This is a genomic window from uncultured Bacteroides sp., assembly GCF_910578895.1.
In the GTDB taxonomy this organism is placed as follows: domain Bacteria; phylum Bacteroidota; class Bacteroidia; order Bacteroidales; family Bacteroidaceae; genus Bacteroides.
Map to the genome: position 1 here is coordinate 42,893 of NZ_CAJTSC010000006.1, position 26,910 is coordinate 69,802.

The window sequence follows — 26,910 nt, forward strand, 5'->3', positions numbered from 1 at the left end:
AAGTATAAAATAATAGGTTAAAACATGAGACAAGTATACCTCACTCCGTCCGTCCCGGATACGCCTCAAGCGCCTTCGCCAATACTACCAGCGCACGCATCAAATCTTCCTTTTTCAGCACGTAGGCTATGCGGACTTGGTTACGCCCCGAACCCGGAGTAGTATAAAAGCCGGAAGCCGGAGCCATGAACACGGTCTGCCCTTCATACTCGAATTCGGAAAGGCACCATGCACAGAACTTGTCCGAATCGTCTACCGGCAGCTTCGCCACGGTATAAAACGCTCCCATAGGAATGGGCGAATACACACCGGGAATGCGGTTCAAACCGTCAATCAGGCATTTGCGGCGTTCCACGTATTCATCGTAAGTATCACGCAGATAATCCTCTCCGGCATCCAATGATGCTTCTGCGGCAATCTGTCCTATCAGCGGCGGGCTTAAACGCGCCTGACAGAACTTCATGACGGCATCACGTATCTCCTTGTTCTTCGTTATCAGTGCACCGACGCGGATACCGCATTCGGAATAGCGCTTGGAGACGGAGTCTATCAGAACCACATTGTTTTCGATTCCTTCCAGATGGCAGGCAGATATGTATGGAGAACCCGTGTAGATGAACTCACGGTACACCTCATCGGAGAAGAGGAAAAGATCGTACTTCTTCACAAGGTCGCGTATCTGGTTCATTTCGCGGCGGGTATACAGATAGCCGGTAGGGTTGTTGGGATTACAAATCAGAATGGCACGGGTACGGTCGTTAATCAACTCCTCGAACTTTTCCACCTTGGGCAGTGAGAACCCCTCTTCGATGGTAGTGGCAATGGTACGGATTTTAGCACCGGCAGAAATGGCAAATGCCATGTAGTTGGCATACGCCGGTTCCGGTACAATAATTTCATCCCCTGGATTGAGACATGCCATGAAAGAGAACAACACAGCTTCCGAACCGCCGGACGTAATGATTATATCATCGGCAGTAAGTTTGATGTTATACTTATCATAATATCCCACCAACTTCTCACGATAGCTGCGATAACCTGCACTTGGACTGTATTCCAACACTTTACGGTCGATATTTCGAATGGCATCTATTGCCACTTGCGGTGTAGGCAAATCAGGTTGCCCGATATTGAGATGGAATACATGAACTCCTCTTTGCTTGGCGGCATCCGCCAAAGGAGCCAGCTTTCTGATAGGAGATGCGGGCATCTCCATTCCGCGAATAGAAATTGTCGGCATGAGTTTTTTATATCATTTTATCATTTGAGTCGCAAATGTAGTGATTTATTTGATACCAAAGGGAAGCCTGGACATAAAAACTTTAAAAACCTTATCTATATTAAAAACACTATGCTATTTTAAAAAGAAACTCGTACCTTTGAAAGAGCAAACAAACAGACAACTACAACTGTTGTATCATAGACCAATTAAAAAAACTGTAAGTAATACCATGACCATCAACCTCATAACTTTTGCTTCACTGCTGCATAAGCAAGCATCTGTCCGTAGTTCACATGAAATCATATTAACCGAACTGGAGAAATACTTTACCGTCAACTTCATTAATTATCAAGATATCGACAAGCTGTCCCCCAATGATTTCAGTATCTTGTTCATCGCCACCGGCGGTGTAGAACGGCTCGTCATCCAGCACTTCGAATCCCTGCCTCGCCCTGCTGTCATATTGGCGGACGGCATGCAGAATTCGCTTGCCGCCGCCCTTGAAATATCTTCCTGGTTGCGTGCGCGCGGAATGAAAAGCGAAATCCTTCACGGCGAACTGTCTGAAATCATCAAACGCATTTTTGTGTTGAATGGCAACTTCATGGCACAACGCCGCCTCTCCGGCATGCGTATAGGGGTAATAGGTACCCCATCGAACTGGCTCATCGCCAGCAATGTAGACTACCTGCTTGCCAAACGACGTTGGGGAGTGGAATACACCAATGTCGCTTTGGAACGTATTTACGAATACTATCACCAGACTACCGACGACGAAGTGGGTGAAGCCTGTGCCCGTCTTGCCAGAAAAGCGCTTGCCTGCCGCGAAGCATCTCCCGAAGACATGATAAAAGCCATGCGTCTGTACCGTGCCATCCATAGGATAGTAGAAGAAGACCACTTAAGTGCAATCACCCTGAGTTGCTTCCGCCTGATAGAACAAACGGGCACCACCGGTTGCCTGGCACTGTCATTACTGAACGATGAAGGCATCATTGCCGGATGCGAAGGTGACCTGCAATCCGTATTCACCATGCTTGCCGCCAAAGTGCTTACCGGAAAACCAGCTTTCATGGCAAACCCTTCCATGATTAATGCACGTACCAACGAAATCATACTGGCGCATTGCACCATCGGCATCGCCCAAACCGAACAAATTATCATCCGTAATCACTTTGAGACGGAAAGCGGCATCGGCATACAAGGTATACTGCCTGCCGGAGACGTGACAATCGTGAAATGCGGTGGAGAGTGCCTGGACGAATATTATCTCGGCACAGGCACGCTCATCGAAAACACCAACTACATCAATATGTGCCGCACGCAGGTACGTATAAAGATGAATACCCCAGCGGAATATTTCCTAAGAAATCCGTTGGGGAACCATCACATCATGTTGCATGGTAATCATGAGCAAATGCTCAACGAATTCCTGCAAGCGAACGGATGCAAGCGGACAGAATAATAACAGTTAATCATCACACAAAGCCGTTACCGGATTCTGTCCGTATTGTTCTTGTAAAATGCGGAATACTACTCGCTGCGTAAAACCTCAGCCGGTTGTATCTTCATTGCTTTACGCGCCGGAATGCTGATGCCGATTAGAATCATCAACCCAATAAGGACAAAGCTAATAAGGGCACAAAGTAGCAAACGCCCCCACTCCAGAGTGGTACCGTTACGCCACGAATTCAGTTCCACATTTGCCAGGTTATAGTCGATAATCAATGCTATCGGCGTGACAAGCAACAGTAAAAGCAACCCTTCACTGATCAAACGACTGAATATCTCCATGTCCGAGGCTCCATGTGCCTTATGCAAGGCAATCTCCGAACGGCGTTGCTGCGTACGGAACCAGAAAGTGCCGAGCAGCCCTAAGAAAATATTCAGTAACAGAAATCCCATTCCCATCACATAATTACGTACATCATTACTCCACGACTGCTGAAAATTACGGCGAATATCCTTAAAAGAGCGTATCTCGGAGATAAAGATATTACCAAGACGGAACTGCTTCTCGCTGTCCGCTTTCAGACGTTGTATGAAGTCATGGTCTTGACCTTCACGGACACGGACACAAAGTTCGTGTCTCACACCATACCAATCGAGTTTATAAAGGTAAGTATAAGATTCACAAGCTTGTATAAAATCACAATAGCGCACCGGTTTCACAGTTGCTCCCAACCGATAGGTTCGCGTTGTATCGCTAAAGAGATAGAATCCTTTGCCTATGAACTCGCCTAACGGACGGTCGTACTTTTGGAAAAGGTGGTTGGAAGCAATGAATTCTCCTCTTTCCAATACCTGGGCAAGGTGGTCGGGCGTTTCGCCATTTGCACCCTGATAACGGAATACCCGCATAAAATCGGGAGTCACCATACGTCGGATGGTCCACTCCGGAGATGCCAACGTATCACAAAAAATTGGCTGCGAAGAGTTACTGCCGTTATACGGATATGAATTTTCCGAAAGGCTTACCGCCTCTATCTCTGGACGGCGACGCAGACGTTCCACCAATTCAAGGATATCCGCCTTTTCTTCTTCAGTTGTCCGGTCCGCAATATAATCGGGACTCTTATCGGTAAGTTTCCCCATTTCAATGTTATAACAATGGCTGATGTCAAAGCCCCGCGGTTCCATATAGGTTGCCGCACGTGTATAAAGATAATCCACCACATACCACATCACAACACTTACAACCAGCAATTCCAAAGCCAACCACAGGTTGCTGCGCCATTCATTCTTTATCTGTGCTAAAAGTTTCTTAGTCATTTTTTCTGTGATTAATAATTAACGATAAACATTTAGTGCAACCGTCCTCCTAATGCATTCACTATCCCGATATGAGACGCCTTCCATGCCGGCAATCCGCTGCTCAGTAAATTCAGCAAAAAGCAGAAAAGCAATGCCCAAACGAAGGTAGAAGCGTGAAGTAGCATGGAAGCATCCACTGCAGGCGGATTCAAGGTCTGACTAAACGCCTGCGCAAAGAGTAACGTGTTACCTACATACGCAAAGCCTATGCTCAACAACAAACCGACCACACCCGCCAATAAAGTCACCACCAGATTCTCCGCTATAATCTGTCCCATCAACTCTACGCGTGTGCTGCCGAAAGCACGGCGCACTCCAATCTCCGATACCCGCTGACGTAAACGGCTCTGCGTCATGCTTGAAAGATTGATGGCAGGCACTATCAGCAAAATGGCAAAGATAATAAACCGCTGACGACGGGCGGCATTCACATCCGGCTCAATATTGGCTGAGGAATCTATGGCATGTTTTTCTTGGTCGTAAGGACGGTTACGATATATCAGTTCCCATCCATCTTTGCAGATAGACGTATTGTACTCCGCCTTACGGCGTTCCACTTCCTGACGGATGGCAGGGAAATCATCCCGGCTGTTCGCCAAAATCGTACAACTCATCCTACCCATGAACTGGTAGTTCCAAGTATTACTATCCTCACCGGTCGAAGTAAACGGTACCCACACCTGCCCGTAAGCACATTCTGCCAGTGTAGACACATCTTTCACCACTCCCGCCACCCGATATGGCGCATGACTAAGCAGAAAGTCACGTCCCACGGCATCGGTCGTACCGAAAAGACTGCGTGCCACGCTCTCTGTAATCACCGCCATCGGTTGTCCGGCATCGAATGTTGCTTTATCATAAGGTTTCCCTCCGATAAATGAAAAATCAAAGACACGCCAAAAGGCATCATCCGTTTGCCGCAAATCCACACTGACCGACGGATTTCCCGGTAAAGATACGGGAGTTGATACTACGGCATAGGTGTAAATGGTGACAGCTTCCGGCGTACTCAGCGATTGGAAGCATTCACGGGCAGTGCGTGCACTCATCGCACCATTGCTCATCCCGTATTTCCAATTTGAGTTAGTGATCCCCATCCACTTGACATGCAAAAAACGGTTGCGGTTACTTTCGGGTGCAAAAGGAGCCACCTTTACCTGCTGCATCATCACCAACAACATAATGAGGAAGATGGCAAGTGATGTTCCGGCTATACTTACCCCGCTGATTAACGGTTGCTGGCGAAGCTGTGCCCATGCTTGTATAAAATACTGTTTTATCATCTGTTCATTCACGATTTAACGATACGATATTATAACCTATTTCCCGACTTTCAAATTACGAGATATTTCCTACTTGTTCCATTATTCCACCTGACGGCCATCAAAGAAACGAATCGTACGGCTGGTCTGTTTGGCCTGTTCTTCATTATGAGTCACCATAATAATGGTGCGTCCGTCCTCTTTATTCAACCGATGCAGCAGTTCCATTACTTCCGCACCCATTTTTGAGTCCAGATTACCGGTAGGCTCATCGGCAAGGATTATCTCAGGATTACCGATGATGGCACGCGCAATGGCAACACGCTGACACTGACCACCGGAAAGCTGCGTAGGCATGTGGCGCATACGATGGCTCAGACCTACTTTTCGCAAGACCTCCTCTGCCAAGCGATGACGTTCTTTGGCAGATACTTTTCTATACAACAAAGGTAATTCCACATTATCCAGCACATTCAATGAGTTAATCAAATGAAAAGACTGGAACACAAAGCCCAATTTCCGATTGCGAAAAGCCGCCAGTTCCTTATCCTTCATGCCATCCACCCTGGTACCCGCTATCTCGATTGTGCCGCCGGTAGGCGTGTCCAACAGCCCCATAATGTTCAGCAGAGTAGACTTACCGCAGCCGGAAGGTCCCATGATGCTTAGAAATTCACCTTTATTGACTTCGAGGTTTACATTCTCCAATGCTACGGTTTCAATCTCATTGGTACGATAAACCTTATTGATACCTGTTAATTTAATCATAATAGTTAGTATTTAAAATTAATTTATATGACCGTATGGTATAAGATAATTAATCGTTACACATTTATCTAAATTCACTTAACATGTTAATAGCCGGCGGCTTCACACCCACAACATACGAAGTATCGAGCTACACAATTCTGCTTGTTTCAAGTATGATTTTATTATGATTTCCATATTGATTAACCCAAAGGCTTACGCTACTTCAATTTCAACTTATTCTTGTTCTTATATTGGCTCATGTCACTCACCACCACTTCATCACCTGGTTGCAGACCGCTCACCACTTCCACAAATTCAAAATTCGAATCACCCAACTGCACTTTACATTTCACAATCTCCTTATTGGAATTACGGACAAACAATTCGTACAATCCGGGACCCATATAATATGAGGAATTGGCAACACGTATTACATCTTCTTTCACAGCATTCATCACATACACATCGGTTTTCAAACCGGAACGTAGACGACGGTTGTTATCTTCGTTCAATTGTACAATAAAGGAAATAACACCATTCTTGGACAATGGAGTGACACTACTTATCATACCTTCCAGTTTCTCTCCACCTATCTTGACTATTGCCCTGCCTCCAGCGGCAACACGGTCACCGTATGTGTCAGCTATCTCCCCCTCTACCTTAAAGTGGCTCAAATCGGAAATGACCGCAATCTGCGAGCCTTCCGCCACCTGTGCGCCGATTTGGTTGTTTATATAGGTAAGGGTTGCCTTACGGGGCGAACGAATCTGCGCATCGTCCAACGTACGCTTCGTCTCGGCAAGTGTTTTCCTGAAGATACTAAAATCCAGTTCCTGTACTTGATATTCGGCATTCAGTACCTCTTTTTCGTTGGCGTATTGTTGCTTCAGTTGTTCATACTCCAACTCTGCCACGTTATAACTCAGTTCCGCCTGACGCACCTTGTCAGTAGTACCCGAACCAAGGCTATCAAGATATTGCTCGTTGCGCAGCTCCACCTTCTTACGGTTCAGCTGCATGGCCGATACTTTCACTTTCATCTCCAAGTCATTCAGCTTGGTCATATTCTCAAGCTTGAGTTGTTTCAGTTTATGGCTGCGCATCTGTTCCTCGTCCAGTTTCTGTTTATAATCGGTTTCGGCGCTCTGCAGGTCCAGTTTCAGAATCGGCGTGCCGATGTCCACACTGTCGCCGCCTTTTTTGTACACTTCCAGGATACGGGTATTGATAGGTGAGTTTATAATCTCCTCGAACGCCGGAACCACTTTTCCGGAAGCACTCACACTAACCTCGATTGTACCTGTGCTTACCTGGGAAAACACGAGGTCTTTTTCTTTTACCCCCGTACGCATTAATGAGAAGAGTACGCTAATGATAACAATGCCTGAAGCAGCCATACTGCCATAACGGATAATTTTCTTATTACGTTCCTTGTTGCGAACTTCTTTGGAAATTTCTCTGTCCATATATATAAGTAGATATTTAAAAATTAAGTGTAAAATAATTAATCATTGGTACTCAGTAAAATCCTGCATATAGTAAATCCTGTCCCTATCTATCCCTTTCTGTCAACTACAAAAACGGACACCAGAAAATCAACACCTCTATATTTGCGAAATCTGTGCCAAAAACGTAAGCAATTGAAAGAAAGCATAAAAGAAAATGCACAGAGTGTCCGAAAACGAACACCCTGTGCATTTTCGAATAGAAAAACGGGGATTAAAACCAAATAAAAAAGCAGGAAAACAGAAAAAAAGACAACGTACATTATCGCTCGTGCCTTACCACAGTATGACAGATGCCTGCCGTTGATAGGGCATATACCATACTTGGGTACGATACCTACGGCAAGTACTCCTTGTATCCAACCACGGTATTTCCTTACGCACCTATTCTAATTGAACACCAAGAAATTAAAAACAACATTCCAAAGCATTATCTCAAGCGTAATCTATCGCCCACTTCGGGCACATATTCCGCATCTTTGCGGTTCATCTTATACAGGTTTTTCAGACGGATGCCATACTTCTGTGAAATAGAGTGCATGGAATCACCGTCTCTTACAATATAAACCGTATAAGGCTTGGATGCTTTCTTGCGTTTACTTTTCAGGTAAATAATGTCCCCCGCCTCCAATGTGTAGTCTTTGTGCAGGTCATTGTAGCTCACAAGTTTACGCCAACTCATATCAAACTCCTTGCCCAAGAACTGAAAAGTGTCGCCATCGCGTGCCACTACATAAGCTATACCATTAGCAATATACACCTGATGCGGATTGGCAAGCCAAGGTTTCTTTTTCAGCTCTTTCTCCCAGTTCCGAGTATCCAGGTTGCTCATGCCACGAGCATCATACTTATACAAGTCGTAGTCTTCGATAATGGTTATCAAACGGTTAGCGTAAGATGGATCGGTAGCATATCCCGCTTTTTTCAATCCACGCGCCCAACCTCTGTAATCCGTAATCTTCAGTCGGAACAGGAAAGCATAGCGGGCCCCCCGGGTCAGGAAGAGCGAATGGTCCTCATAAGAATCTCTCGGATTGCGATAAGCACGGAAACATTCGTTACGGGCATCGTCATCGTGTCTCACACTACGTCCCCGCCAGTTGCTGCCGCACTTTATGCCAAAGTGGTTGTTGCTCTTACGCGCCAACGTGCTTTGTCCCGCACCACTCTCCAGCAGACCTTGCGCCAGCGTGATACTGGCAGGTATCTTATGCCGCTTCATCTGCTCTACGGCAAGCGGAGCATATTGCTTGATGTATTCATTGTAACGGGCATTCCTGCGTTGCGCCTGCAAGGCTACAGATATGAAAAGAAGTGCTATAACAGCGACTGATCTGAAAATAAGTTTCATACTTCGAATGTTGAATTTGGCACAAAAGTCTGCAAAAGAATTGAAAAAACCAATCTCTTTCCTATCTTTGTAACATTAATTACAATAAACCATTACTCCATGAAAGACTTGAATATAAAAATTGCCATCAAGATATACGATTACGAAGAGTTGAATACCGCCGACTGCGAACTGATAGACGCCGCCCGCCAAGCTACCAACCGCAGTTATGCCCCCTATTCTCACTTTTCGGTAGGTGCCGCCGCCCGGCTGGCAAACGGCATGGTTATCACAGGCACTAATCAAGAAAACGCCGCATATCCGTCGGGACTTTGTGCGGAACGTACTACCCTGTTCTATGCCAACTCCCAATATCCCGACCAGCCGGTAGAAACGCTCGCCATAGCCGCTCGCAATGAATGCGGAGAATTTCTTGCCGAGCCCATTCCGCCGTGCGGTGCCTGTCGGCAAGTAATGCTCGAAACGGAGACACGCTTCAAACACCCCATGCGCATCCTGCTATTCGGCGAAAAAGGTATTTATGAATTAAAGAGTGTAGGAGCATTATTGCCACTTTCGTTTGATGCCTCTTCCATGTTATAAATAAAATGTGTATCTTTGCACCCGCTAACTAACAATTACCACCGATGAGAATATTCAAATAAAGACAACACATTTCGGTAAACATCACTTTTTATCACATGCTTTTCCTATCAGAACGCTGAGCATCACCCGAAACGTAGATGTTTAGCCTTTACTGTGTTTGTCTGTATCCCCCAACTTCGTAAGAATTGAAAATGTGTCATGCGGACACATTATGTATTTACCCTAAACACAGTATTTTTTATGAGTATTATTATCAAAAACCTCAGTTACATCCATACTGACAAGGAAGTTCTGTTTTCCAACCTCAACCTGATTATCAATTCCGGAGAAAAAGTTGCCTTGACTGGCAACAATGGGTGTGGAAAGTCCACCTTGATGCGCATTCTTGCAGGAGAAATGCTGCCGACCGGCGGCTTTGCCAATTGCTACGGACATCTGTACTATGTACCCCAACATTTCGGACAATACGATTACCTGACGGTTGCGCAAGCATTGGGCATAGACCATAAATTATCGGCACTGCACGCCATTTTGGAAGGCGATGCGTCGGAACAACATTTCATCCGGCTCGATGACGACTGGAATGTCGAGGAACGTGCACAAGCCGTCCTTGGAGCCTGGGGATTGGACGGTATGCCTCTTCTTCATCCGCTGGAAGGGCTAAGCGGCGGGGAGAAAACCCGCCTGTTCCTTGCCGGCATGGAACTGAAATCACCTAATGTCATCTTGCTGGACGAACCGACCAACCACTTGGACACCATCGGACGGGAACGCCTGTATGATTTCGTACGCCGCACATCGGCAACCCTGTTTGTTATCAGTCACGACCGTACTCTGCTAAACCTCTTACCCGCCATTTGTGAACTCTCACACAACGGACTGAGTTACTATGGCGGCAATTACGATTTCTACAAAACGCAAAAGGAGATACACAGAACCGCTCTTTTGCAACAACTGGAAGAGAAGGAAAAAGCATTGCGCCTTGCCCGAAAGACCGCCCGCGAAGTAGAAGAGCGAAAAGCCAAACAAAACGTACGGGGTGGAAAAGCGTCTATAAAGAAAGGTATTCCACGCATTATGATGGGTAACCTGAAAAACCATGCCGAAAACAGTAGCAGCAAACTCAGTAATGTACATGCTGAAAAAACGGGTAAACTCCGACAAGAGATAACTGGCCTGAAAGATTCCTTGCCGCAAACGGACAAACTGAAGACGAACTTCAACGCTTCCACTCTGCACGCAGGCAAAATACTTGTCACGGCACAAGCAGTTAACTTCCGTTATCCCGACAGTAGCGCAGACCTTTGGCGTATCCCCCTGAGTTTACAGTTGCGCAGCGGTAATCGGCTATGTATCAAAGGAAACAACGGTAGTGGCAAGACAACTTTGTTGAAGCTAATCACCGGCGAGTTGGCACCTACCGCCGGAGTCATGGAACATGCAGACTTTACCTATGTCTATCTGGACCAAGAATATTCCCTCATCCGAAACGAATGTACCGTTTTGGAACAGACGGAGGCATTCAACCTGCGACACCTGCCTGAACATGAAATAAAAACTATTCTGAATCGTTACCTCTTCCCGCAGAACGTATGGAACAAGCCTTGTGGCAAACTGAGCGGTGGCGAGAAGATGCGGCTTGCCTTCTGCTGCCTGATGATTGCCGACAATACGCCTGATTTGTTTATACTGGACGAACCGACCAATAATCTGGACCTCGAAAGTATTGAAATCATCACCGCTACGATACGCGATTATCAAGGTACCATATTAGTGGTCTCGCATGACCGGGAGTTTCTGAAAGAGACAGGAATTGAACAAGAAATAAGCTTTTTTCCGTAAAATTAGCAAAAACACCCGTAATCAGTGTACATAAACTAATCGTAAACTCCGTATTTTTGTGACGACAAAACTATTATAATTATGTTACGTACTATCAGACTGACACTCGCGATTGTATTCTTTACGTTCATCACACTGTTGTTCCTTGATTTCACCGGAACGCTACACGGTTGGATGGGCTGGATGGCAAAGATACAATTCATCCCCGCACTGCTTGCACTGAATGCAGGTGTAGTGTTGCTGCTTATTGTATTAACCTTATTGTTCGGACGCGTCTATTGTTCCGTCATCTGTCCGTTGGGTGTATTCCAAGATATCATTTCCCGATTTGCAGGCAAACGGAAAAAGAACCGTTTCCGTTATTCTCCTGCATTGAAATGGTTGCGCTACGGTATGCTGGCACTCTTTGCCCTTGCTCTCGTTGCAGGGATACGCTTTCATGCAGTCGTTTCGTTGCTCGAACCGTATAGTTCCTACGGGCGTATCGCTTCCAATCTTTTTGCCCCTGTCTATCAATGGAGCAATAACCTGCTGGCACATTTAGCGGAGCGCGCGGACAGCTACGCCTTCTATGAAACAGAGGTGTGGATAAAGAACCTGCCTGTCTTCATCATAGCGGCAATTACTTTTATCGCACTCATTGTATTGGCATGGAGAAACGGGCGAACCTATTGCAACACAGTTTGCCCGGTGGGCACGATACTTGGCTTCTTGTCCAAATATTCCCTCTTCAAACCGGTAATAGATACCACAAAATGCAATGGTTGCGGACTCTGTGCCCGTAATTGCAAGGCATCGTGCATTAACTCCAAAGCACACAAGATAGATTACAGCCGCTGTGTGTCGTGTATGAACTGTCTTGATAAGTGTAAACAGGGAGCTATCAGCTATACTCGCCGCAAAGCAGATACAGTAGCAGGCACGACAGAAGTATCCGTTCAGAATAAAAACCGGAAAACCGTAGGTTCTGCCCCACAGGTGGATGATACCCGGCGCGCTTTCCTTTCCGCAACAGCACTGTTGGCTGCAACAACCGCACTGAAAGCACAAGAAAAGAAAGTGGACGGCGGACTCGCTGCTATCGAAAATAAAAAAATCCCTGCACGTGCCACTGCCATTGTTCCGCCGGGTGCATTGAGCACACGTAACTTTGCACAGCACTGCACGGCTTGCCAACTCTGTGTGGCAGTATGTCCCAACCAAGTGTTGCGCCCCTCTTCCGACTTGACGAAGCTGATGCAGCCGGAAGTATCCTATGAACGTGGTTATTGCCGTCCCGAATGTACCAAATGCTCGGAAGTATGTCCGGCAGGTGCTATCCGGCCAATAACGAAAGCTGACAAATCTGCCATTCAGATAGGTCACGCTGTATGGATTAAGGAGAATTGCATCTGCATCACCGATGACGTGGAGTGTGGAAACTGTGCCCGTCACTGTCCGGTCAATGCAATACAAATGGTAGCTTCGGATCCGGAGAATGCAAAGTCCAGAAAAATACCCGTAGTCAATGCCGAGCGGTGCATCGGTTGTGGAGCGTGCGAAAACCTGTGCCCGTCGCGCCCGTTTAGTGCTATCTATGTGGAAGGGCATATCATGCACAGAACAGTATAAGATTAGTGATTTAAACATTCTTCGCCATGTTCTGAATGACAGATAGTCAATGATAGAAACCAATTTTCAACACCTATTTAATATGGAAAATAACAATAACAACAAAATAAATCGCCGGGACTTCTTCAAGCTTGCCGGCACAGGAACACTCGCATCGGCAGCCGCTATATATGGTTGTTCCGGCAAAGGCAACAGTTCGGACAGCGAAACGGCGGCATTGGGTGAGATACCTACTGACCAAATGGTCTACCGCACCAATCCTACTACGAACGACCGGGTATCACTGTTGGGATATGGTTGCATGCGCTGGCCCACCCGGAAACGCGCAGACGGAAACGGGGATGAAATAGACCAAGAAGCCGTCAACGAACTGGTAGACTATGCCATTGCCCACGGTGTGAATTATTTCGACACATCGCCTGTGTACGTACAGGGTTGGTCGGAAAAGTCTACGGGCATAGCACTAAAGCGCCATCCGCGTGAGAAATTGCTGATAGCCACCAAATTGTCGAACTTCTCCAATTACACCCGTGAAAATTCCATTGCGATGTACCGGAAATCGTTCGAAGATTTGCAGGTGGACTACCTTGATTATTATCTGTTGCACTCTGTCGGCAATGGTGGCATCGAGACATTCCGGGCACGCTACATCGACAACGGTATGATTGACTTCCTGATGGAAGAACGAAAAGCCGGACGTATCCGCAACCTGGGATTTTCGTTTCACGGGACGGTAGAAGTGTTCGATGAGATATTGGCGATGCACGACCAAATACATTGGGACTTTGTACAAATCCAACTCAACTATGCCGACTGGCGACATGCTTCACGCAGAAATGTAAATGCCGAGTATCTGTATGGAGAACTCGTAAAACGTGGCATACCTGCCATTATTATGGAGCCGTTGTTGGGCGGACGCCTTTCCAGACTGAACGACCACTTGGTGGGACGCCTGAAACAACAGCGTCCACAAAACAGCGTGGCATCCTGGGCATTCCGCTTTGCCGGAAGTTTCCCCGGTGTACTGACAGTACTAAGCGGCATGACGTATATGGAACATCTGCAGGACAATCTCCGTACCTACTCCCCGCTCGACCCTTGCACGGAAGAGGAACTGTCCCTACTGGAAGATACGGCACAGCGGATGCTCGCCTACCCCATCGTTCCGTGCAACGACTGCAAATATTGCATGCCTTGCCCTTACGGATTGGATATCCCTGCCATTCTGCTACATTACAACCGTTGTATCAACGAAGGCAATGTACCGAAAAGCAGCCAGGACGAGAACTATCGCGAAGCGCGCCGCGCCTTCCTCATCGGCTATGACCGCAGTGTGCCGAAACTCCGGCAAGCAAGCCACTGCACCGGATGCGACCAATGTAACCCGCACTGCCCGCAGAGCATCGATATCCCCAAAAAATTACGGGAAATAGACCTATTTGTAGAAAATCTAAAACAAGAGAGACTATAGTACAAACGAAAAACGAAAATACGCCCTATCTTTGACGTGCCAAATGAGAAAGAAAGTGATACAAATGAAAGGAAAAATCATATTACTCTTTTTGATAGCCGCCATTTGGGCAACGGTAGGATTTGCACAAACAGCCAAAGACAGTACGCGTATTGCCCGAAACCTCACTATAGATGAAGTGGTGGTGACCGGAACGAGAAACGAAACGGACATACGGCATCTGCCGATGACTATCTCCGTAGTAGGACGCAAGGCACTGGAACAAAGTTTCCAATCGTCCGTCTTGCCCGTGCTGACAGAACAAGTGCCCGGACTGTTCACCACAAGCCGCGGTATCATAGGATACGGCGTGTCCACAGGAGCGGCAGGCGGAATGAGTCTTCGCGGCATCGGCGGAAGCCCTACAGCCGGTTTGCTGGTACTGATTGACGGGCATCCCCAATATATGGGTCTGATGGGTCATCCCATTGCCGATGCCTATCAGACTATGATGACTGACCGGGTGGAAGTCATTCGCGGTCCGGCATCCGTATTATATGGTTCCAATGCAATGGGAGGCGTTATAAATATTGTAACCCGTAAGATGCAGGAAGACGGGATAAAGACCCATGCGCAGGTTGGCTACGGCTCGTACAACACGTTGCAGACGGAAGTCTCCAACCGCATCAGGAACGGTCGTTTCAGCAGTGTCGTCACTGGCTCGTACAACCGCACCGACGGACATCGCGATAATATGGAGTTTAAGCAATACGGCGGTTATGCCAAACTGGGATATGACTTCAATAATGCCTGGAAGTTGTGGGGAGATGTAAATATCACCCGTTTCAATGCTTCCAATCCGGGTGAAATCGGTAATCCGTATATAGACAACGATTCCCGCATTACACGTGGCATGACTTCGTTCGCGCTCGAAAACCGTTACGAAAGAAGTTCCGGTGCCCTGAGTTTCTTCTACAACTGGGGACGCCATAAAATTAACGATGGATATCATCCCGGCGGTACACCACAAGAGTCTCACTTCAACTCTAAAGACCGGATGCTGGGTGTATCGTGGTATCAAAGCGCAACGCTTTTCACCGGCAATCGCCTGACTGTCGGGTTTGACTACCAGCACTTCGGCGGCAAGTCATGGAACCGTATGATAGCTACCGGCGAACACATTCCAGGCGTTGATAAACAAATGAATGAATATGCCGGTTACATCGACTTCCGTCAAGACCTTGGCAGATGGCTCTCTTTGGATGCCGGCATCCGCATTGACCACCATTCGCACGTAGGCACGGAATGGATACCGCAAGGCGGTCTTTCATTCCATCTGCCCAAACGGGTGGAGATGAAAGCGATGGTCAGCAAGGGTTTCCGCAATCCCACCATTCGCGAAATGTATATGTTCCCGCCGCAGAACCCCGATTTAAGGGCGGAAAGTCTGATGAATTATGAGTTGTCTTTCTCACAACGGACATTGGACAGTGCTTTGTCTTATGGTATAAATCTCTACTATATCAATGGTGAGAATATGATTATGACCGTCCCTATTGATGGCAAACCCAAGAATTTGAATACCGGTAAGATCGAGAACTGGGGCGTTGAAGCCAATATCGGTTACCGTATCACTTCTCACTGGTCGGTAAACGCCAACTATAGTCGACTGCACATGAAGAACCCGGTGGTTGCCGCTCCCGAACACAAGTTCTATGCGGGTGCCGATTTCACACAAAACCGTTGGAGTGTATCAACCGGTGTGCAATATATAAAGAACCTACACACAAACGTAAGTAAAGGCAAGGAGAAGCAAGAAAGTTTCGTCCTTTGGAACCTGCGTGCCAATTATCGCCTATGCCGTTATGCCGGTCTATTTGTAAAGGGTGAGAATCTATTGGCGCAACGTTACGAAATCAACGACGGTTTCCCCCTGCCTAAAGCTACCGTTATGGGCGGGGTGAATATCAGTTTCTAACTAATCAAAGCATTAAAAATTACTCTATAAACTAATAAGAACATGGAAACAAAAACAGTAAAACTCTATTCGCTGGATTACAGCAATGCAAAAACTTATTTGATTGCCGCATTATTCATTGCAGGCAACTTGGCATTACCCCAACTTTTCCACCTTGTGCCACAAGGCGGCATCACGTGGTTGCCCATCTATTTCTTTACCCTTATCGGTGCCTACAAGTTCGGCTGGAAAGTGGGGTTACTGACTGCACTCCTCTCTCCTGTCATCAATTCCCTGTTGTTCGGAATGCCCCTTCCGGTAGCGCTTCCCGCCATCCTGTTGAAGTCTGTATTGTTGGCTGTGGCAGCAGGTTGGGCGGCACATCGTTTTAATCGCGTCTCCCTTCCTATCCTATTGGCTGTGGTACTGTTCTATCAGGTAACCGGCACGTTAGGTGAATGGGCCATCGTTGGCAATTTCTTCCAAGCCGTACAGGATTTCCGCATCGGTCTGCCGGGAATGGCTATGCAGGTAGCGGGTGGATATGTGCTGATAAAGTATAGTGCTTCGCTTTGATACTCAACAGAAAGATTAAAGAGGAAGTCTGAAAAAAGATACTTTCTTTATACATAGAAAAGGAGATGTGACGGAATGTTCACATCTCCTTTTTTAATATATATATCCTGAATTAAATAAGACATTATTCTTTCACTATCCGTACTCTATTCAATCAGAAATATATAATTCTCTATATTCGTATATCCATTAGATGCAATCTTCATGGCATCTGCCGGATTATTTTTATCAAGATGGTATTTATCCTCAAATTCGTCCGGCATACCGTCATTATCGGTATCCAAAGGAGCGGTTGCAGATTTTATAGTACCCGGTCCTTTTGTCGGCATATCTTCTTCCGTATGGATAATCAATCCTTTCTGTCCCAATGAGGTCAGTTCATTGATAAGATAAGAATCAACCTCATCGCGTGTGGGAAGGGAAGCTCCGCCATTGGCAACAATCCATTCGTAAGCTTCTTGCGCAGTCATCAACCCCTTGATTTCCGGATGCACATCAGACGGACGTTCAAGAAACGTAGGAGCAGTTATAATCTCCTCTCCTGCTACAACCGTTTTTTTCATGCAATCCGCCCGATTCAATTCACGGCCATTCAAGACTCCGTCCTTATTATCATCATAGAAATTGCCGGACAAATAGGCATTGAAATATTGGTTAAATCGGGTGAAAGGGGCTGTTGCCCCCAACTTCTTACCATCATAATTATCCGTAGGTCCCACAATAAAATAATTATTCCGAATATCAGCATCCGATTTTTGTTGGGTATCGCCCATAATATAAGCCCCGCCGTTTCCCCAGTTATAAAGGACATTGTTGACAAACTGGTTTAAACCTTTCACTTTCGGATTACGGGTTTTATTGTCTATATACAAATTCCGGTATAACGTAACCCCGTCATTTATTGCAGTTTGGACAAGCCCTCCACAAGAATGAGGTTGCAGCCCCTGCCCTATGAATGAGTTCTGCACTGTAATATTCCGCGGTTGGTCGGCAGGCTTCTTAGGATCTCCATTGATAGAAAAACATTCATCACGTCCCCAAGTTACGGATATGTGGTCGAAAATCATATTCGAACCATAGGCAACACCGGCCGCATCTTTGCCTTCCCGTCCGTTAATCCCCATTCGCACACGTAAATAGCGGCATATCAAATTGTCCGCTCCCGAAAAGGAAACCCGATTGCCATACACGACAACCCCGTCACCCGGAGCTGTCTGTGCCGCAATGGTAAGGTTCTTCGAGAAACTCAGAGGAGACTCCAGCCTGATTACCCCTGCCACTCTAAATATGATAATCCGATTCGGTTTGCTGACAGCATCACGTAAAGACCCCTCACCGAAATCTGCCAAAGTCGTCACCTGATACACCTCACCGGTTCTGCCGCCTGTAGCATAACGTCCGTAACCTTCTGCACCCGGAAAAGCAAGCGTTTCACCATAATCCGGAAAAGAGACGTTCGGGTTGTCTTTCACGTTTTCCCGATTGCAAGACAAACATGCCCATGCAAGACAAAAAAGTCCTATTATATTCATATCACACCTCATTAATCAGAGTCATTAGTTTTTGTCAAATTGCCGGAAAATCAATCCAAGACCTTAATCCAACGCGGATCACCGTATTCTGATTTATAGATAACGGATTCCGCATCAACCACAGTAAAGTCATCTGTCTCGGCATTACGGAATAATGAAGCATCGTCCATATCCAATGAGATAAGCGGCAGACCTGCATCAGACATTTTTTCAAAATCCGATGTACAATAATTATTCTTCGAATCTAAATTAATACAGCCTGCGTCAAGTACCTTTCCCAAACTGCTGCCAAATACACAATTACTTACTGACAAATTCAACGGCGCAGTGAGTTTGGAGAAATTACCGACCGCCCTATAAGCGGCTTTACTTGTGTCCTTGTTGGAGCCCCAATTACAGAAAGTACAATTGGATATAACCACCTTATTGCCGGCAACGACAGGAACATCAGCAGCCGGTACTCCAAATACACCGGGTGAAATATAAAACTCATAGAATGTAGAATTGGTAACAGACACATCGCGCCATACATCAGAGCCCTTATTTACAGCATGAATAAAGCCGAATTGCTTCGTTACATTTTTGGTATCGTTAATACCGGAAACCAGACAATTATCTATACGGATATGGTTGATTGTAGTTACCCCTTCACTGGCGTCGCTCATCATCAATACCGCAGACGGTAAAACGATGTCCGAATTTCTAATTTCAAACCTATCTATTGTAAAATCGGTACCGGCATTATGTTTCCCGATATTCAGTAAACGCGTTTTACTACCTTTACTGGGTTTGCTATCAGTATATGTTTCTTTAATATTCACATTCTCGACAATGAAATATTCAATATCCGGCATATTGCCGACTTCCGGTTTTACAATGAAGCATCCTTCACGAATATACAGAGTAGGGCGTTCGCCCGGATTAGCAAGCAAGGCAATACTCTTAGTCAGTTTTATCTCACCGGTTTTTGCCGCTACGGCTCCATCTTCTGTCAGATAGTAATCCGCCCCATTTTTCAACTGGAAGACAAGTGCCTGCTTATCCACATCTTCCATGCCGGTCTTAATCTTATTCATCAAATCAACTCCGTCTTCTACCAAAACCGCACCGGCAGGCATTCCGGCAGTAGTAAACTTCTGTTGATTATATTTCTCGGCACCTTCCGGCGCCGCACTGTTTGTCAAAGCCACACAGTAAGTAGTACGGGGAACCAAACCGGTAATTGTATATTGTCCTGCAGAAGCATTTTCCAAACCTATCTGTTTCTCTTCCGTAGTTCCTTCTTCCCATATCGCCAGTCCGTCAACCGGATTTTGTTCAGATACCACCCAACGGATTACTGCGGAAGTCTCATTAATCCGTGAACCTTCTACCGCATACAAAATTTTAGGAATGGTGCGGGACAAAGTTGAAATAGAAGAACCCATCTCCGTCCAATTCGAGGTTATAGCCAAAGTTTCGTTATTGGCTCTGACACGAGCATAAAACTTAGTTTCATAACGTAAGTTAGTAAACGTACATTTGCCTTTTCCCACCGTCAGTGTTTCAAATTTCTCCGATTGGAAAGTGGCATCCTGAGAAAGTTCTACCGTATACGAAGTTGCTTCGCCGGATGTTCTCCAAGCCAATGTTATTGTATTGCCCTCCGCAAAACAGGAAGAAACAATAAAAGAGGGTCTGAACAAACGGGGCATTTCTGCCGTATCATCCTCACATGCCACACAAGCGGACAGACAGAACAGTAAAAACGGTACAATATATCTTATTTTCATCCTATTATCAGTTTTAATATCCATAATAATTTTTCAATAATCCCTGATGGCTTGACAATGCGTCCGGCGGTATAGGCACCAAATAGCGTACAGGGTCTGTCGCGGGATTTACGGAACCCGCATTCGAAGCGTTGATATACCCGTAGAAAGAATGCAGGATACGGACAGACGGTTCCCACTGACGCGGATTGGAGTTTTTGACCTGCGTACAATACTGATTACACATATCCACACGCGAATAGCCGGAAGGAGTTGAGGAAGGATACGAAGATAGCGCTTCATCATAAGAATTGATTTTACCGTCCCTGTACCAATCCATTGTTTCCGCCACACAAACAGGGAACAATGATTTATCTGCCGGTACCATCTTATAGTAAGCTACGGCAGGGTAAGCATCAAAGCGCGCATCGTAAGTAGGATTCTCAAAAGGAGTTGTCGTATTTTCATACTGCTTGGTACGAGCCACTTTACCCAATTCAATCCAACCGAAATACAAATCATACAGCGTTTTTCCATACAAGTTCCAACGTGCCAAATCATAACGCCGGTGTTTCTCTCCGCCAAATTCCCATGCACGTTCCTGCACAATGGCAGTAAAGAAATCCTCTTTCGTGCCTAAAGCATCTACATAAGCATCTACCTTTTCCGTATAATCTTCCTGTGCAAAAGCCCTTTTGCGTACCTGTTTCAAGGCATCTTTAGCTCCGGCAGTTGGTCCGTCATGATTTTCATTGGCAGCTTCCGCATACATCAGCAACACATCGGCATAGCGCATATAGGTATAATTGATTCCGGTTCCTTTATTGGACGTGCTGCCCAACGGTGATTGCATAAACAAGCGGTTCCATTTACCACAGCCAACGTTAAGTTCGGAAAAAGGCTTCTGAATGATAGAACTCATCCCGGAATTTTCATAACGGAACATTTCGCAGGTTATATCTCTACGCAAATCAGCCCTGTCAAAAGACAGCATATAAGTCAGCGCCAACCTGGCACCGCCGGATGAATATCCATGTGGAGCATTGGAAGCATTAACTCCTTCCGAGTTCTTTGACGACACAATGTATGTTCCCCAAGAATAGGCCAATTCCCCGGAACCGCCGACTTTAGCCGGTACATCGAAAATATTATCATCATTGACCGGTACTATCCAGTTGCATTCATCTACCCAAACCTGACGGAAAGAACGGGTCAAAGAGTGCTTGCCTTCGGAAATGACTTTTCCGGCATATTCTTCGGCTATTTCATAGTACTCTTTCCAATCATCGCTGCGTTCCATTGCACCTACAGCCGCAGGATTATCATAATCCGGCCTGAGGCTCCAGCCGCCTCTTTGCAAAGCCATACGGGCTATCAATGCCTGACAGAATTCTCTTGACGCGGCTTCCACTCCCCTGTCGGACTCTTCGGCATACAGCATCAAGGGCTCCACTTCTATCAAATCATTTATCATGTCCGTCAATATCGTATTACGGTCTGTAGCCCCAATGAACAATTCCTCCTTGTTTCCGGCAGGCTTTCTCCTGTAAGGTACATCGCCCCAGTTCCTGACAAGTTCCAGATAATACATGGCACGCAAAACTTTCGCTTCTCCATAATAATGCATCAGACGAGACGGTCTGGTCTTATCGGCAACCTCAAATAGCGGGCTCTGCTCAATACCCTCTATAACATCGTTTGTCCGGTTCACCCCGTCATACATTCCCGTCCAAATATCACCGTACGACTTTATATCGCCTGTACTCGGTACAAATGCACGTTCATTGAGGTTGGACGCAGCAGACAACCCGCTGAACTCCACATCTGTATTAAACAACATTTTTTTGAGCAAGACCCCTACCCATCCCTTTCCGCTTACCATAGGTACATACATTCCATTAACAGCGGTAGCGATTTCGGATTCACTGCCAAATACATAATTCTTATCAAACGTAGACGGAGAATTCACATCCAGATAATCAGAACAGGACGCAAACAATAATATGTTCGCAATCACCAATATATATTTTCTCATATACAATATATTTTAGAAATTCAAATTAACACCAACTGTATAAACACGGCTGCGCGGAGTCACATTATTGTCAATGCCCGGTGTCAGACCTTTTTGGATATTCACTTCCGGATCATAACCGCTATATCCTGTTATCGTAAACAAATTACTTCCGGAAAAGTACAAACGCAAACTCTTAACGACTCCCAAAGCGCCCAACCAATGTTTAGGAAGCGTATAACCGACCGTTAACGTACTCAACCGAAGGAAAGAACCGTCTTCAACCAGATCGGTCATCGTTATGCCTTGGGTTACGGACATCCACGAATAGGTCGTGGCATTCTCATTCAATGCAGCCAAAGCAGCAGGATCACCGGAGACATTCACCCCGGCATCATCCACATACCGGAAACGATTGGCAAGATTCATATCCGTAGATAAATTGGAATAATTGCGACGGACAGCCGAATGCAGATAAAGTTTATTCACATTAAGCACATCAAAATCGCACATATAATTGAAGAATGCCGTAAAGTCTAAATTCTTCCAGCTACTGGAAAGTCCGAAACCACCGGTCACTTTAGGATTGGTATCACCGATAACCGTCATGTCATCTTCCGTAATCAGATTTGATTCCGAAGCGGACAGTTTCTTGAATTTCATGGCTCCCGGTTTAAAGGCAAAGTTACCGGAACTGAATGATGAATTATCGGGTATGCCCGGCTTCAATGTCCATTTTTTCGTAGTCGCATCAAAATCAAAGTCATCTACCTTGTAGAAACCGTCATTGACAAATCCGTAAATCAACCCCATGCTCTTGCCTACTTCCATTTTATAGTTATAAGTTCCATACCAGTTAGACAACGAGGCTTTGGTTTTCCATTCAGCCTCACCGGTAGCAAGTTTGTCTACCTTGTTCTTGTTGAACGCAACATTGAAATTTGCCGACAACTGAAAATTCTTTGTCTGCACAATTTTTGCATCTAAAGATAGTTCAACTCCTCTGTTTGACGTCTGCCCCACATTGGTCATCTGGCGGGAGTAACCGGATGAATTGGGGATAATGGAAGGAACCAACAAATCTTTAGTCGTATTCCAATACACATCAATCGTACCGTTCAAACGGTTTCTGAAGAAACCGAAATCCACACCGATATTACGGGTTATTGTTGTTTCCCACTTCAAGTCGGGGTCATAAAGATAGGTCTGGTCGGCAAACTGATAATAATTATATTCCTCATTGCCGAAAGCCGGAGCAGTCGTTCCGCTGTACACTCTATAAATGTTGTGCCACAAGTCATTTCCAATACGGTTATTACCCGCCAAACCGTAGCTGGCCCTTAACTTCAAATCTGAAATAAATCTTATAGGCTTCATCCATTTCTCATTGGAAATTCTCCAAGCAACAGAACCGGCCGGGAAATACCCCCATTGCTTACCAGGAGCAAACTTGGTAGACCCGTCGGCACGAACCGTCAGAGTTGCATAATAACGGCTCTTATAATCATACAATGCCCGCCCGAAGAAAGAAGCGGTCCTGTCGGGAGCGCTTTTATAGCTGGTACTCTGATTAGGAGTTCCCAAAGCAAAATTTTCCAATGCCGCCTCTGCCGTTACTGAAACCGGGAAAAACTTGGCACTCATAAAGATGTTATCGTTCTGCACATGGTTAATTTCCTGTCCCAACATTATGTTGACGTTATGAGACTTCTTAAACAGATTACGGTAAGTCAACGTATTTGCCAGACGATAAGATTCTTTATGGGTTTTAGTACGTTTAGCCGAAGGCATATTATTCATACCTGCGGCAGAAGCCGTACTGGACAATGGTCCGTAAAACTGATTATCATTCGAATTAGCTTTACTTATCCCATACTCGGAACGAAATTGCAATCCTTTTATCACATCCCATACCAACGCAGCCTTCAGGCTGACGGACTGTTCATCCCGTTTTCTATAATTTTGTTTGTTCTCTTCTACCGGAGTATACTTCTGATTCAGAGAGTTTCCATCTTCATCCAGGTTTTCTTCGTCATCTTCAGGATCGATAGCAACTCCTGCCGACAGTCCGTTGGTAGGGCGAAAGCGAAGCGCCGTAACAATGTTTGTCCCCGAAGTTCCGGCACCGTCAATAACGCGTGTACGATAAGTCGCATTTGTTTCCAGTTTCAAGTTCCTGAACAACTCATGATTCAATTTCAGATTAATGTTATTACGTGTCAGTCCCGAACCAATCAACTGTCCCTCATCCTTATTGCGGGTATAACTCAAATTGAATTTAGTCTTTTCATTACCGCCATTGACAGTCACATTATAATATTGCGAAATAGGATTCCCCCCCAGAATCTCGTCCTGCCAATCAGTAGTGTTCGTGTATTTATACAAATCAATGTCATCATAATAACCGAAATTCTTGATAAAACCCTCATCCGATCCTTTACGGATTTGTTGATATTCGTATTCGGCCATAACAAACTCGTAGTTATCCATTACCGGAATTTTACGCGCCAACGTACGCATTTGCAGATAACTGTTGAACTGTACACTCGTTTTACCCATTTTAGGATTCTTGGTAGTCACAATGACAACGCCGTTTGCCCCCCTTGCTCCATAAATAGCTGTCATTGAAGCTTCTTTCAACACGTCGATAGACTCAATATCCGTCGGAGGAATGCCGCTTAAATCATCTACCGGAAAACCATCCACCAAAAACAACGGGGAATTATCCTGGGTAATGGAACCGCCGCCACGCACGCGGACACTGATTTCGGCATCCAATGCGCCGTCCGTAGTAGTAATCTGTACACCTGCCATTTTGCCCGCCAAAGCATCTGCCACGGAAGCCGAAGCAACTTTGGATATAGCCTCGGACGACACAGACGAAATAGACCCCGTCACATCACTACGACGTATATTGCCGTATCCCAATACTACAATCTCATCCAATACATTCGCATCCTCGTGCATCGTAATATCCAGTTTCTTGCCCTGCAAAGCCTTTACCTTACGCGTCTGATAGCCAATGTACGAAATTTCCAGAATTGCATTATCCGCAACTTCCAACGAAAAACCGCCATCAATGCCGGTAATCGCCCCGTTAGTTGTTCCATGTTCCCTGACAGTCGCGCCAATTATTGCCTCTCCCGCATCATCCACAACCTTGCCAACGGCTCTGAGTCTTTTTATTTTTTTATTGTTCTCCGACCGTGCTTTCTTCACTATTATCCGCTTATTCCGGATTTCATAAGTCAGATTTTGTCCCTGAAAAATTTGCTGAATGACCTCATCAATGGTCGCTTTATCCGCAGATATTGAAATCTGCTTATTCGTATCTACATCGGCAGATGAAAACACAAATGAGTAGCCTGCTTTTTCTTTCAATAGCTCTATTGCATCCTTCACCGTTATTTGCTTAGTTTTCAAAGATATATCTTGCGAAAAAGCAGAAAGATGAAGACAAAGAGCTACCGAGGCTATTAAAATAGCCTTACTGAAGTTTCCCATAAACTTTTTTGAATTTATAATTAATGAATAGAAATAAGTGGTGGTAATAAATCACCCTATGGCGCTGACTCCCGGACTATTATCCGGAAAATAAAATACTAATGTCAGCCGGAAAAAGTAAATCTCATACAATTCATGTTCCTCATATTTCATTTTTTAAGTTCAACATTAATATAGTATATATACACCGTTCTCAATTTTATAATTCATCTGCCTGGTAGAAACCATCACATCCAAAATCTTGTCAATCGTATTGCCCGAAATGCCAAAACTTCCATAGAAGCGCTTGTCGCGTAAAGAATCGGCAACTTCTATCTTTACATTATAACTGCGCATCAGTTTTTTAGCTATATCTTCCAATAATTCCTCATCAAAGAAAAGTTCATCATTAATCCAGACATTAGCCTTATCCGCCCTTGTACAACTTTTCACCATTTGACCGGTCACTTTATTGAGAACCATCTTCTCATTCGCAATCAGATAAAGTTCCGGCATTTCCCTGACGCCATTCTGCAAGGCAACCTTTCCTTCCAGCAAATTTACAGTCACCTCCTCGTCATCCGGATAGTTTCTGAAATTGAATTTTGTGCCCAATACTTGCAAGCTCAGTTCTTCCGTCTTTATTCTAAAAGGTAATTCTTCGTTCTTCGTTACCTCAAAATACCCTTCTCCTTCCAGCCTCAAGCGCCGGTCGTCCACTCCAAACCCTTGCGAGTATACAATTTTCGATCCGGCATTCAGCCATACCAATGTTCCATCCGGTAAATAGAGTTTGGTATGTGCTCCCATAGGCGCCTCTACAATCATATCCGCAAAATTCTGCTTCACTGCCTGTTTTCCTTGCCAATAAGCAGCAAACGGAATTATCAGAACCAATGCAACGGCAGCCACCCGCATAAATGTCTTCCACGAAAAACGAAGCGCTCGTTTCCGTCTCTTCTCAGACTCGGCAACACGTTGTTTAAACAATGAGAATGCCTTATCCTTATCAAACTGCACAACAGTATTGGCAACTCCCGAAGAAAACCATACCTCCAACTTATTCCGTACATATTTCCGGTTAGACTCAGACTCCAAACTCCGGCGTTTCAGTTCAGCAAAGGATTCCTTGTCCATTTTTCCCGAAAGGTATCGGGTTATCAATAAATCCATATCAGTATGTTCTTCCAGTCGCATAATTCTGT

Annotated in this window: 18 protein-coding genes; 7 read left to right on the forward strand and 11 right to left on the reverse strand. The window is 45.5% G+C overall.

Annotation, left to right across the window (positions count from 1 at the left end; genetic code table 11):
• Positions 1-40: 40 nt before the first annotated feature.
• The gene (locus QZ327_RS02855) at positions 41-1,240 is read right to left on the reverse strand and encodes a pyridoxal phosphate-dependent aminotransferase (RefSeq protein ID WP_294616940.1); all 1,200 of its coding nucleotides are present in this window, start codon (positions 1,238-1,240) and stop codon (positions 41-43) included.
• Positions 1,241-1,451: 211 nt separating this feature from the next.
• On the opposite strand from QZ327_RS02855, the gene QZ327_RS02860 reads away from it, so the two are divergent.
• Positions 1,452-2,687, forward strand: a complete 1,236-nt coding sequence (locus QZ327_RS02860) for a fucose isomerase (protein WP_294616942.1) — start codon at positions 1,452-1,454, stop codon at positions 2,685-2,687.
• Positions 2,688-2,755: 68 nt separating this feature from the next.
• On the opposite strand, the gene QZ327_RS02865 is transcribed toward QZ327_RS02860, so the two are convergent.
• From QZ327_RS02865 to QZ327_RS02885, 5 genes are all read right to left on the reverse strand, one after another.
• Positions 2,756-3,994 carry an ABC transporter permease gene (locus QZ327_RS02865; RefSeq protein ID WP_294616944.1) on the reverse strand — a complete coding sequence of 413 codons (1,239 nt, stop codon included), beginning with the start codon at positions 3,992-3,994 and terminating at the stop codon, positions 2,756-2,758.
• A 32-nt stretch (positions 3,995-4,026) separates the two neighbouring features.
• Positions 4,027-5,319: an ABC transporter permease gene (locus tag QZ327_RS02870; protein ID WP_294616945.1), complete on the reverse strand. Its 1,293-nt coding sequence runs from the start codon at positions 5,317-5,319 to the stop codon at positions 4,027-4,029.
• Between the two features lie 81 nt (positions 5,320-5,400).
• Entirely contained in the window at positions 5,401-6,066 is a 666-nt protein-coding gene (locus tag QZ327_RS02875) for an ABC transporter ATP-binding protein (RefSeq protein WP_294616946.1), read from the reverse strand.
• A 200-nt stretch (positions 6,067-6,266) separates the two neighbouring features.
• Complete coding sequence (locus QZ327_RS02880) at positions 6,267-7,514, reverse strand: HlyD family efflux transporter periplasmic adaptor subunit (RefSeq protein ID WP_294616948.1); 1,248 nt, start codon at positions 7,512-7,514, stop codon at positions 6,267-6,269.
• A 469-nt stretch (positions 7,515-7,983) separates the two neighbouring features.
• Complete coding sequence (locus QZ327_RS02885; protein WP_294616950.1) at positions 7,984-8,904, reverse strand: glucosaminidase domain-containing protein; 921 nt, start codon at positions 8,902-8,904, stop codon at positions 7,984-7,986.
• 99 nt (positions 8,905-9,003) lie between these two features.
• Here QZ327_RS02885 and cdd point away from each other — a divergent pair, with 99 nt between their 5' ends.
• The 6 genes from cdd to QZ327_RS02915 all read left to right on the forward strand — a co-directional run bounded on the left by cdd (position 9,004) and on the right by QZ327_RS02915 (position 16,925).
• Positions 9,004-9,486, forward strand: a complete 483-nt coding sequence (gene cdd / locus QZ327_RS02890; protein ID WP_294616951.1) for a cytidine deaminase — start codon at positions 9,004-9,006, stop codon at positions 9,484-9,486.
• 243 nt (positions 9,487-9,729) lie between these two features.
• Positions 9,730-11,331: an ABC-F family ATP-binding cassette domain-containing protein gene (locus QZ327_RS02895; protein ID WP_294616953.1), complete on the forward strand. Its 1,602-nt coding sequence runs from the start codon at positions 9,730-9,732 to the stop codon at positions 11,329-11,331.
• Positions 11,332-11,412: 81 nt separating this feature from the next.
• Positions 11,413-12,942, forward strand: a complete 1,530-nt coding sequence (locus QZ327_RS02900) for a 4Fe-4S binding protein (protein WP_294616955.1) — start codon at positions 11,413-11,415, stop codon at positions 12,940-12,942.
• A gap of 82 nt (positions 12,943-13,024) precedes the next feature.
• Positions 13,025-14,413: an aldo/keto reductase gene (locus QZ327_RS02905; RefSeq protein WP_294616957.1), complete on the forward strand. Its 1,389-nt coding sequence runs from the start codon at positions 13,025-13,027 to the stop codon at positions 14,411-14,413.
• 64 nt (positions 14,414-14,477) lie between these two features.
• A complete protein-coding gene (locus QZ327_RS02910; RefSeq protein ID WP_294616958.1) occupies positions 14,478-16,370 on the forward strand; it encodes a TonB-dependent receptor in 1,893 nt (630 codons plus the stop codon).
• Positions 16,371-16,412: 42 nt separating this feature from the next.
• Positions 16,413-16,925, forward strand: coding sequence for an ECF transporter S component (locus QZ327_RS02915; protein WP_294616960.1), 513 nt, complete (start codon positions 16,413-16,415; stop codon positions 16,923-16,925).
• Between the two features lie 146 nt (positions 16,926-17,071).
• Here QZ327_RS02915 and QZ327_RS02920 read toward each other — a convergent pair whose 3' ends face one another.
• The 5 genes from QZ327_RS02920 to QZ327_RS02940 form a co-directional block, all read right to left on the reverse strand.
• Complete coding sequence (locus QZ327_RS02920) at positions 17,072-18,457, reverse strand: pectate lyase (protein ID WP_294616962.1); 1,386 nt, start codon at positions 18,455-18,457, stop codon at positions 17,072-17,074.
• Between the two features lie 50 nt (positions 18,458-18,507).
• Positions 18,508-20,229 carry a DUF5123 domain-containing protein gene (locus QZ327_RS02925; protein ID WP_294616964.1) on the reverse strand — a complete coding sequence of 574 codons (1,722 nt, stop codon included), beginning with the start codon at positions 20,227-20,229 and terminating at the stop codon, positions 18,508-18,510.
• A 13-nt stretch (positions 20,230-20,242) separates the two neighbouring features.
• Positions 20,243-22,243, reverse strand: coding sequence for a RagB/SusD family nutrient uptake outer membrane protein (locus QZ327_RS02930; protein ID WP_294616966.1), 2,001 nt, complete (start codon positions 22,241-22,243; stop codon positions 20,243-20,245).
• Positions 22,244-22,255: 12 nt separating this feature from the next.
• On the reverse strand, positions 22,256-25,645 hold the full coding sequence (locus QZ327_RS02935; protein WP_294616968.1) for a TonB-dependent receptor: 3,390 nt from the start codon (positions 25,643-25,645) through the stop codon (positions 22,256-22,258).
• 249 nt (positions 25,646-25,894) lie between these two features.
• Entirely contained in the window at positions 25,895-26,902 is a 1,008-nt protein-coding gene (locus QZ327_RS02940) for a FecR family protein (RefSeq protein ID WP_294616970.1), read from the reverse strand.
• Positions 26,903-26,910: the final 8 nt, after the last annotated feature.